The sequence below is a fragment of the Pseudoalteromonas sp. genome (assembly GCF_041629635.1).
Classification (GTDB): Bacteria; Pseudomonadota; Gammaproteobacteria; order Enterobacterales; family Alteromonadaceae; genus Pseudoalteromonas.
In genome coordinates this window covers 29,160-39,482 of record NZ_JBFKMX010000021.1, presented here as the reverse complement: position 1 = coordinate 39,482, position 10,323 = coordinate 29,160, and the positions used below count along the sequence as shown (strand labels likewise).

The following is a 10,323-nucleotide window of genomic DNA, read 5'->3' as shown; positions in this document are numbered from 1 at the left end:
GGTGAGCCGGATTTATGACCGGCGCGTGGTTAGAAAATCGGTTGCTTCGGAGTAATTTTTTGCAAGAAAAAAGCACCGCCTGAAAACTCAAACGGTGCTCAATTTTTAGGCAAACCACAAAATGATCTTATGGTTTTTGGTATTTCCTTATGAAGTGATAGTAACCACTATCGCAGGAACCCCCTAAATTTGGCGGAGTGGACGGGACTCGAACCCGCGACCCCCGGCGTGACAGGCCGGTATTCTAACCAACTGAACTACCACTCCGCATCATTTCAAACCTGCCAGGGCTCACTTCTGAGTTAACTCTCAGCGCTCCTTGACAGCGGCGTGAATAATACGAATCACCCCTATAAGAGTCAATAGTTTTTTTGTTTTTTTCTCGCTTTTTTACTCGTCTGGCATCGAAAGGTTCAAAATTTCATCTGAACTGTCTGATTTCTGCTCAGAATGCGCTACTTTTTGTTCTTTCTCGTCTTTTTTGTTTTTCTTCAACTTATTCATCAGGCCACCTAATAACGGTTTTTTCTGAATAAAGACACGGATAACAATAAAGCCAAACAATAAAATAAATACATTGCCAACCACTGCCCAGAAAATAATTTTCTCAACATCGAGCTCAGGTTCAGGTGGTAACTCAGGTTCAAGATTTATTTCCGGCACAATTGGTTTATCTTGCTCCGGCACTTTTTCAATTGGTTTGTCTATTTCAAATTCTTGCTTATCTACTTTAGCGACAAATTCTCGCCCATTTATATTACTACCAAATAAGGTAAGTTCAACTTCATAAACACCCCAGTCATAATTGACTAGTTTTAATTCTCGTACCACTTTGTCTTGTGCTTCTAAATTAAATACCTGGGTTTCACCATTCGGGTAATAAATTGTACCTTGGTAGATAAGTGAGTCAGCTTTCACTTTTTCAGTATTTACATTAATTGCTAAATGATGGTGCTCTTCCCCTTCCGCGGCTTCAGTAAATGCAAAGCTAATGGGTGATTGCTCCACAATGATTGGGTCTTTAACTAAGCTACGCCTTAAAATTGGTGTGCGAACTTCATATTCTGGTTGCCACTCACCTGACGCAAAGTTAAGCTCAAACTCACCAGTAAATACGCCATCACCCGGTCTTTCGTCATAGCCTTTGCCGTCATCCATTAATTCAGCAATTGGCACAGGCTTTGCGCCAAAATTGAAGTACTCTTTATTATTAGTACTAACGAAATCCACATTTAGTGTTACTAAATCGCGAAACAGCCCTTCTTCTATTGGGTTACCGCCGTTAGTTAATCGGCCTGTTACTTTAATCGTTTCACCTTTAAACAATAGTGGCGGTAGAGCATCTACATGCAATTCAATGTCACTTAAGATCATTAATTTACTCTCTGGGAGTATTTTGCCAATAGCTTGCCAAGGTCCTGGCATTGGTTTTTTTATTTTTACAATGTCATAAGTTTCGTCATCAAACCATTGAATACTGGTATCGCGCAAAGATTCAGTGGCATAAATTTTACTGCCATCTGGCCTCACAAGAATAACTGCAGGTGTGCCTTTTTCACGGAAGAAGAGTAGCGTTATTTCATCAACTTGATAATCAATGCGAAAGCGGTTGTCGAAAATTTTAAGTTCATTTTGATTGCTATTACGTTGAATAACTTCTAATTCGGTCTGGTTTGCAAAACAATGTGAAATCAAAAAAAAACTAAAACACCCTAACAACCATTTTTTCATTATGCTTCCTCTGTGAGCCAAAGGCAGTGTCCGCCTTTTTCATTTACCAAATTTAAGCGTTCGATATGTGCCACTTGTTCTTCGTTATCGGCAAATACCACATTTAGTCGAGGCCTATCCGGTGAAAGCCTGCGAATACCTTTGGTATTATCACCACTTGGCCCTTCTTGATTAGCCAAATTTAAACTTACTTGGCCACCTGTCATGCCTAAGTAGACATCAGCTAAGATCTCAGAATCGAGTAAAGCGCCGTGTAATGTACGTTTGGAGTTATCTATATCATAACGACGACAAAGTGCATCAAGGTTATTCTTTTGCCCAGGATGTAGCTCACGTGCCATCGCAAGGGTATCAAGCACTTGACAGACATCATGGGTCTTTGGATAGTTTTGTCTAAGTAATGAAAATTCATGATCCATAAAGCCGACGTCGAACGCCGCGTTATGAATAACGAGCTCTGCACCTTTAATATAATCTAAAAATTCGGCTGCAACATCACGAAACTTAGGCTTTCCTGCAAGAAAATCAGAAGTAATACCGTGAACAAAAATAGCTTCATCTTCAATATCACGTTCAGGATCGATATACACGTGAAAGTTATTACCGGTCAGTCGGCGGTTCACTAATTCAACACAACCGATTTCAATAATGCGGTGCCCTTGTTTAGGATCGATACCTGTTGTTTCGGTATCCAGTACTATTTGCCTGTGAGCCATATCGTCAAATCATAAATTTTGTTATGGTTAATAGCTTCATTCTACATAAATAAAAGGCAAACTGTGCAAAAAAACGTAGAGATTTTTACCGATGGTTCGTGTCTTGGTAACCCAGGCCCCGGAGGTTATGGCACTTTACTTCGTTATAAAGGTCATGAAAAAGAGCTCAGCCAAGGGTATAAACTCACCACCAATAACCGAATGGAACTGCTTGCCGCAATTGTTGGCTTAGAGTCTTTGAAAGAGCCTTGCCAAGTGATCCTTACTACCGACAGCCAATATGTTAAACAAGGTATTGAGTCTTGGCTCGCTAATTGGAAAAAGCGTGGTTGGAAAACTGCCAGCAAGCAAGATGTCAAAAACAAAGATCTTTGGCAACGACTTGATGTTGCAAATGCTAAGCACCATGTAGAATGGCGTTGGGTTAAAGGTCATGCAGGACATACCGAAAACGAACGCGTAGATGATTTAGCACGCGAAGCTGCAGAGAGCAGTAACTTGCTAGAGGATAGCGGATTCGAAGCGCAAAGCTAGACCTCTTTATTACACTATGATATATCTTATGCCATATTTGACATATCAAGTTTACACACGTATGAACGTAACCATTGAAAGTTTTTTTCACAAACAATCGTCTACCATCAGTTATGTGGTATTTGATAATCGCAGCTTAAAAGCCATGGTTATCGATGCCGCGCTTGATTTCGACTCATCATCTGGTGATGTCGGCTATCAATTTGCTGACTCACTAATTCATTATATTGATAGTCATCATCTCGATGTAGACTGGATTTTAGAAACGCATGCTCATGCAGATCACATTTCTGCAGCACAATATTTAAAACGAAAACTGGGTGCCAAAGTCGCAACAGGTAAATACATTACGCAAGTGCAACAGCACTTTACAGAAATATTTAATCTTAATATGCCGGCCGATGGCAGCCAGTTTTGTCACCTGTTTGATGATGGCGAAGTGTTTTACTTAGGTGAAGAAGCCGTAACTGTCATGTTTACACCGGGACATACACCAGACAGCGTAACCTACATAGTTGACCGCAATGCATTTGTCGGTGACACCCTATTTATGCCCGACAGTGGCACTGCACGCTGCGATTTCCCTGGAGGTGACGCAGGTCAGTTATATCATTCTATTCAACGCATTTTTGAACTTGGTAACGATACCCATTTATACATGTGCCATGACTACCAACCGAATGGTCGTGAATTAAGTGTGGTTACGAGTGTAGAAGCTCAAAAACAATACAACGTGCATTTAAAAAATGGTGTGAGTCAGCACGATTATGTAAAAACAAGAGAAATGCGTGACTCTGGGCTTGCTGTACCAAAACTAATTCACCCATCTATTCAGGTCAATATCAATGCTGGACATTTTCCAGAAGCCGAAGCAAATGGCAAAACTTATTTAAAAATTCCCCTTAGGTTTAATTAGATTCTCGTTTTGAGCCAACTGAAGCGCTTCTTGGAGTGCTTCGCAGGCCTACTCCCCTCACTGCAGGGTTAAACTGTGGTCTAGCATGCCACTTAGGTTTTATTGGCGTTAACGGTGCAACACGTTTTCTTGCCACAATCACATAGACACTGCCAAGTGGTTTAAGGTATTGCTGACAAAATGATTGCCATGCTTTAAAGCGCGATAATCGCGAGCCCCTTGCCAAAGAAGCATAAATTGCACGCTCTTCAAACACCACTTCAAAGCCCAATAAATGCAACCAGTCTTTTACCCTTGCAGGGGTAAAAAAGCGACCGCTCCAAGGCAATTTTTGTTTAGCAAAGGGTATACCCTTTGCAAGACCGCAAAAGCTCAGCGGATTAAAACCACTTAATACTAAATAGCCGCCCGGCATAAGCACTCGATGCACTTCTCTAAGACAATGATGTGGATCAGTTAAATATTCAAGGCCATGACTTAAAACACAACCATCTACGGTTTGTTCTGAAAAAGGCAATTCGTCAATATGAGCTCTTACACCCGCTTTACTCGAATTTGCGACATTAACTTGATGTTTGATAACACATCCTGAAGTATCAAGCTCAGCGCTCAGCTCACCAATTTTTAATAAGTGGTAGCCAAAAATACGATTAAGCCAAGGTGTGAAAATATGTTCAATTTCTTCTTTTAAATATTCACCATGAGGAAAGTCATTCCAACAATGTGGCTGAATCGGATTTTGTAAACTTAGCGCTGGTTTCAAGTAATTGCCTCGCTATAATAAAGTGTAACGTATAAAGTAAACATAACAGAGCTAGTTAATATGGTACAAGTAATTCCCATTCCCGCATTTAATGACAACTATATATGGGCCTTAATAAATAACAATAATGTATATGTTGTAGATCCCGGTGATGCTACGCCGGTTTTGAAATATTGCCAACAACACCAGTTATGCTTAGCAGGTATTTTAATTACGCACCATCATTGGGATCATACCAATGGCGTTGAAAAGCTAGTCTCTGAATTTTCTAAGCTTCCTGTTTATGGACCGAGCAACAGCCCATTTAAAGGCATAACTCATAAACTAGAAGATAAACAGGTTATTACCTTGGATGAATTAGGCATCTCATTAAATATTATGACAGTACCAGGTCATACCCTTGACCATATCGCTTACTACAATGAAGACATGCTGTTCTGTGGCGATACTTTATTTAATGCTGGTTGCGGTCGTTTATTTGAAGGAACCCCTTCACAAATGCTGGCATCGCTTTTGCGCATCAAAGCGCTACCAAATACAACAAACGTATATTGCACTCATGAATACACGCGTGCCAACCTAGACTTTGCTGTTTTTATCGAACCAAACAATCAAAATTTAGTTAGTTACCGCGATGAACTGTCTAAACATAACAAGATTTCATTACCCACAACAATTGCAAAGCAAAAAGCAATAAACCCATTTTTACGCTCACACATTGATGACGTAAAAAACAGCATTATGATAAAAACAACAATAAACAATACCGATGACGTAAGTATTTTTGCGGCATTAAGGGAACTTAAAGATAATTATTAAATCTATTTATAAATTAATGATAAAAATAAATGAAATTGGCAATTTTTAGCCAAGATCGGTATTATTCTGCGTTCCGTTTTAACTCGGTAATTTGTATTAATGACTTATAAGCAATTAATTGCCCTAAGCGCCAGTGTGTGGCTTGTGGGTTGTCAAACGACAAAGCAATCTCAATCAAAGAATACAGTAGAGCCAAACTACACAGTAGCGAGCTCTCAAGACGTATATGATGCATTAACTGTGCTCGCACTTGCTGAAGAAGAGCAAGAAGTCATTGAACAAATCCCTGAATTTGATGATGTGTGGGAGCGAATTCGCTACCAACTTTCTATTCCTGTGCCGCAAAATCGTGCAGTTGTAGCTGAACGAAATTACTACGCTAAACACCAAAAATACATCGACCGTATTGCAAAACGAGGTGAGCCTTACCTTTACTATATTGTTGAGGAAGTTGAAAAACGCCAAATCCCTATTGAAATTGCCCTTTTACCCATTGTAGAAAGTGCCTTTGACCCTTTTGGTTATTCGCACCGAAGTGCATCAGGCATTTGGCAATTTATGCCAGCAACCGGTGAGCGTTTTGGTTTAAAGCAAAATTGGTGGTACGACGGTCGTCGTGATATCACCGAATCAACACGTGCTGCGCTTGAATACTTAACGTACTTACATAAAACGCTTGATGGTGATTGGCTAAATGCCATTGCTGCGTATAACTCAGGTGAAGGACGTGTACTACGCGCAATCAAGAAAAACCGTAAAAAACATTTACCAACGGATTTTTGGTCGCTTGATTTGCCACAGGAAACCACACAATATGTACCAAAACTTTTGGCTCTTTCGGACTTACTCGCTCGCTCTGAAGAATTCAAAATTACATGGAATAAAATTGCCAACAAACCTGCTGTTGAATTAGTTAATATCGGCGGGCAGATCGATTTAGCCAAAGCTGCAGCAATGGCTGATATTCCAATTACTGATATGTATAAACTCAATCCTGCATTTAACCGCTGGGCAACTGACCCAACGGGGCCTCATAAATTATTAGTACCAGTAGATAAGGCATACCAATTTAAAGCTAAGCTTGCCAAAATGGATGCCAAAGATCGTATTCGTTGGCAGCAGTACACCGTTAAGTCCGGTGATAGCCTATCAAAAATCGCAAAACAGTTTGATACTAGTAGCGATAGTATTAAGACACTTAATAAATTGCCAAACAATACCATTCGTATTGGTCAACAGCTATTTGTACCGTTAAGTAATGGTGAAATTGATAACAATTTATTAAGCGGTCAAATGCGTGTTGCAGCAAATAATACTGTCAATCGAAAAAAAACTCACATTGTGGTCAGTGGTGATAGCCTTTGGAAAATTAGCCGTAAATATAAAGTGAGCACCAAAGACTTGATGAAATGGAATAAGCTAAGTAAAAATGCCACTTTAAGCCTTGGTCAAACTCTAACTGTTTATCAACCTGCAGAAAGTTCGACCATTGCAGGCAATATCTCTGAACGAACAATTACCTATAGAGTACGAAAGGGCGATTCTCTGGCACGAATTGCCGGACGGTATAAAGTATCAGTATCGGACATAATGAAATGGAATGGCATTGCTAAAAATCAGTACATTCAGCCAGGACAAAAACTTAAACTGAAAGTTGATGTAAAAACAGGTTGATTCTTAGTGAAATGTAAAAAGGCGCTAACTAGCACCTTTTTACATTTCATCCAGCTAACTAATCGAAGTTAAGCAATGCCAATATACTTATGAACTTGTACCGACAAACGCCAGTTCTTTGCCTTACATACTTCAATCGCTAAACGAGTGGCTTTAGCTTTTTGGCTAATTGGCTGCAGATAAACTAACGCTGGTGTATGGCCCGCTGCTTCAAACAATTCTTCTAATTCTTCAACATGGCGCATCATCGCAACGGGATGCTTAATTTCATTTGCACGATGAATGGCGCTTTTTAATACTTCATAACCACCACGCATATTAATTTTAGGTGATACTGTAACCCAGGTTTCTGTTGGCGCTAGAATTTCAAATGTGCCACTGGTTTCAATTTGCGTGGTAAATCCGTTTTCATGAAGCAAATTACAAAGCGGATTTAAGTCATACATACAGGGTTCACCGCCGGTGATCACAATATGTTTTGCTTGATATTGTTTATCAGCGATAAGTGCAAGGATCTGCTCAGCGTTACAGTTAGCAAAGTAATCTGAGTCTGCTTTCTTCTCTACTGTCTCAGCAAGATCAACCAAGTAAGTATCGTCCGTATGCCACGTCTGCTTGGTATCACACCAAGCACATCCCACAGGGCAACCCTGTAAGCGAATAAAAATAGATGGACAGCCAGTAAAGCTAGCCTCACCTTGAATGGTTTCGAATACTTCGTTAATTTTGTACAACGTACGCCTCAAATTACTGCTAGATTTGTCTTCAAGGTCACGAAGGTGTAGACTATCGCGCCCGCAAAAACCGCTATTATAGCTAAAGTGAGAGAAATATGTCGCAAAAAGTTGTTGTAATTTACTCTGGTGGAATGGATTCGTATACCGTTTTAAATAGAGCCATTCGCCAAGGTTATGAAGTGTACGCACTTTCGTTTAATTACGGCCAGCGTCATGTTAAAGAATTAAAAGTGGCAGCAGATGTATGTGCAGAACTTGGTATTTCGCACAAGGTTGTTGATATATCGGCTATCAACCAATTAATTGGCGGTTCGTCTCTAACAGATGATATCGATGTACCTGAAGGTCACTACGAAGAAGAAAGTATGAAATCAACGGTAGTGCCTAACCGCAATATGATTTTATTATCGCTTGCAGTAGGTTATGCAGTATCACTTAAGGCAAATAAAGTGTTTTACGGGGCACACTCTGGCGATCATGCTATTTACCCAGACTGTCGTCCAGAATTTGTGAAGAAAATGGATGATGTTTGCCGTATCGCTAACTATGAAGAAGTAGAAATTGTTAGCCCATACTTAAATAACACTAAAATTGAAATCTTAACCGATGGCCTCAGCATGGGTTTAGACTACAGCAAAACATGGACCTGCTATAACGGTCGTGAAAAAGCCTGTGGCAAATGCGGTGCATGCCAAGAGCGTTTAGAAGCTTTTGAGCTTAACAAGGCAAGTGACCCACTGCCATATGAAGCAAATTAATTAAAGCACCTTTTGGTGCTTTTTTTATGCGCTTTTTTCGTCATACACAGTTGATAGAATATATTCAAAAGCTTGATTAACGCCTACTCTTTTATAACCAATTATAATTTGGCAATAAGCCATTCTAATTTGTTTACAAAACTCACTTTTTAAGCTGCTAAATTACGCATAAACTATGCCCTTTCCCACAACTGGACTTATTTATGCCTAAGACATTGAAAGTACCTCATACGCTGGTATTGCTATTGGCGATGATGTTTGTCGCTTACCTTGCTACTTGGATTGTACCCCAAGGTTTTTTTGATACTGTAGAAACAGCAAATGGCCGCCAAGCGGTTGTACCTGGCACTTATCAAGTTGCTTCCGAAAGTCATTACCTTACCCCATGGGACTTTCTTACCGCGATTCCCCGTGCATTTGCGGCTGCACAAGACGTTATCTTTTTTGTTTTGATTGTTGGCGGTGTGCTTGCAATAGCTCGTGCTACAGGCACAGTAGATGCGTTAATCGGCCGTTTGTTAGAAAAACATGGCGATAAGCCACAAAAACTCATTTTTGCAGTGGTATTTTGTTTTGCCCTTGCATCAAGCGCAATTGGTACAGCAGGCGAATACATTCCTTTTGTACTTATATTGGTAGCACTTTGTAAAGCCATGCGCCTAGACGCCATGACAGCTGTGGGAATGATTGTTGCCGGATATGGTATTGGCTACGGTGTATCAGCATTTAACCCATTTACCGTTTTAATTGCACAGCAAATTGCCGAAGTACCGGTTTATTCAGGCCTATGGTTACGTTTAGCGATTTTTGTACCATTTGTATTAATTGGTTTTCATCATGTATGGGCTTACACCAAGCAAGTACAGGCTGATCCATCTCGCTCGTTAATGGCAGGTATTCCTTGTCCATTAGACGGTAAAGAAACGCACGTCTACCCGAAACTAAATCGTCGTCACCAATTGGTATTATTAAGCTTTATTGCCACCTTAGTGATTGCCGTTTGGGGCATCGCAACTAAAGGTTGGTATTTATATGAGCTCGGCGGCTTGTTTATAGCTTGGGGCCTAGTAATTACGGTATTAGGTAAGCTTGATGCTAACACTGCTGCAAACAAGTTTATTGAAGGCACATCTGATTTGGTTACCACCGCAATTTTAATCGGTGTTGCACGTGGTATCGCACTTATTCTTGATGACGGTAAAATTCTTCACTCGCTTGTTTATGGCATGAGCTTACCACTTTCTTATGTAAGTGCTGAAATTTCTGCTGTTGGTATGCTTGTTATTCAAACACTTTTAAATACCTTTATTCCATCAGGTTCAGGCCAAGCATATGTGACCATGCCACTAATGGCACCTCTTGGTGATTTAGTTGGTGTACCACGCCAAGTTGCTGTACTTGCTTATCAATTTGGTGATGGCTTTTCCAATATGATTATCCCAACGAATGCCGTATTAATGGGTATCATAGGTATGGCGGGTGTGCCATACGGCCAGTGGTTTAAGTTCTGTTTGCCACTACTAGTAAAGCTAATGATTGCCTCTTCAATAGTGCTAATTGCTGCCACTTTCTTTGGTTATGGTTTGGATGTACAGCCGCAAATTGCGGTAATTGCGGAACAAGGAATGCCAAGTCATTAACTCTAACTTAAAAGCCACCTAGTTATGGTGGCTTT

The 10,323-nt window shown here is 40.3% G+C and carries 10 protein-coding genes and 1 tRNA gene; 6 read left to right on the top strand and 5 right to left on the bottom strand.

Going from position 1 to position 10,323, the window contains the following annotated elements; translation table 11 throughout:
* Positions 1-190 precede the first annotated feature (190 nt).
* The 3 genes from ABYD77_RS05240 to dnaQ all read right to left on the bottom strand — a co-directional run bounded on the left by ABYD77_RS05240 (position 191) and on the right by dnaQ (position 2,447).
* Positions 191-267: transfer RNA gene (locus tag ABYD77_RS05240), tRNA-Asp, on the bottom strand.
* Positions 268-390: 123 nt separating this feature from the next.
* On the bottom strand, positions 391-1,731 hold the full coding sequence (locus tag ABYD77_RS05235) for a TIGR03503 family protein (protein WP_372767694.1): 1,341 nt from the start codon (positions 1,729-1,731) through the stop codon (positions 391-393).
* The gene (gene dnaQ, locus ABYD77_RS05230) at positions 1,731-2,447 is read right to left on the bottom strand and encodes a DNA polymerase III subunit epsilon (protein WP_372767692.1); all 717 of its coding nucleotides are present in this window, start codon (positions 2,445-2,447) and stop codon (positions 1,731-1,733) included. Before dnaQ ends, ABYD77_RS05235 begins: the two co-directional genes overlap by 1 nt.
* Positions 2,448-2,510: 63 nt before the next feature.
* Here dnaQ and rnhA point away from each other — a divergent pair, with 63 nt between their 5' ends.
* Positions 2,511-2,981: a ribonuclease HI gene (gene rnhA, locus ABYD77_RS05225; protein ID WP_372767690.1), complete on the top strand. Its 471-nt coding sequence runs from the start codon at positions 2,511-2,513 to the stop codon at positions 2,979-2,981.
* Positions 2,982-3,009: 28 nt separating this feature from the next.
* Positions 3,010-3,897 (top strand): MBL fold metallo-hydrolase, encoded by an 888-nt coding sequence (locus ABYD77_RS05220; RefSeq protein WP_372767688.1) that lies wholly within the window; start codon positions 3,010-3,012, stop codon positions 3,895-3,897.
* Here the strand turns inward: ABYD77_RS05220 and ABYD77_RS05215 are convergent.
* Complete coding sequence (locus ABYD77_RS05215) at positions 3,890-4,660, bottom strand: methyltransferase domain-containing protein (protein ID WP_372767686.1); 771 nt, start codon at positions 4,658-4,660, stop codon at positions 3,890-3,892. The genes ABYD77_RS05220 and ABYD77_RS05215 overlap by 8 nt on opposite strands.
* A gap of 60 nt (positions 4,661-4,720) precedes the next feature.
* On the opposite strand from ABYD77_RS05215, the gene gloB reads away from it, so the two are divergent.
* Positions 4,721-5,479, top strand: a complete 759-nt coding sequence (gene gloB / locus ABYD77_RS05210) for a hydroxyacylglutathione hydrolase (RefSeq protein WP_372767684.1) — start codon at positions 4,721-4,723, stop codon at positions 5,477-5,479.
* 99 nt (positions 5,480-5,578) lie between these two features.
* The gene (locus ABYD77_RS05205) at positions 5,579-7,153 is read left to right on the top strand and encodes a LysM peptidoglycan-binding domain-containing protein (RefSeq protein WP_372767682.1); all 1,575 of its coding nucleotides are present in this window, start codon (positions 5,579-5,581) and stop codon (positions 7,151-7,153) included.
* 68 nt (positions 7,154-7,221) lie between these two features.
* On the opposite strand, the gene queE is transcribed toward ABYD77_RS05205, so the two are convergent.
* Entirely contained in the window at positions 7,222-7,887 is a 666-nt protein-coding gene (queE, locus tag ABYD77_RS05200; RefSeq protein ID WP_372767680.1) for a 7-carboxy-7-deazaguanine synthase QueE, read from the bottom strand.
* Between the two features lie 98 nt (positions 7,888-7,985).
* On the opposite strand from queE, the gene queC reads away from it, so the two are divergent.
* Positions 7,986-8,648, top strand: a complete 663-nt coding sequence (queC, locus tag ABYD77_RS05195) for a 7-cyano-7-deazaguanine synthase QueC (protein WP_372767678.1) — start codon at positions 7,986-7,988, stop codon at positions 8,646-8,648.
* Positions 8,649-8,851: 203 nt separating this feature from the next.
* Positions 8,852-10,288: a YfcC family protein gene (locus ABYD77_RS05190; protein ID WP_372767676.1), complete on the top strand. Its 1,437-nt coding sequence runs from the start codon at positions 8,852-8,854 to the stop codon at positions 10,286-10,288.
* The last annotated feature ends 35 nt before the right edge of the window (positions 10,289-10,323 follow it).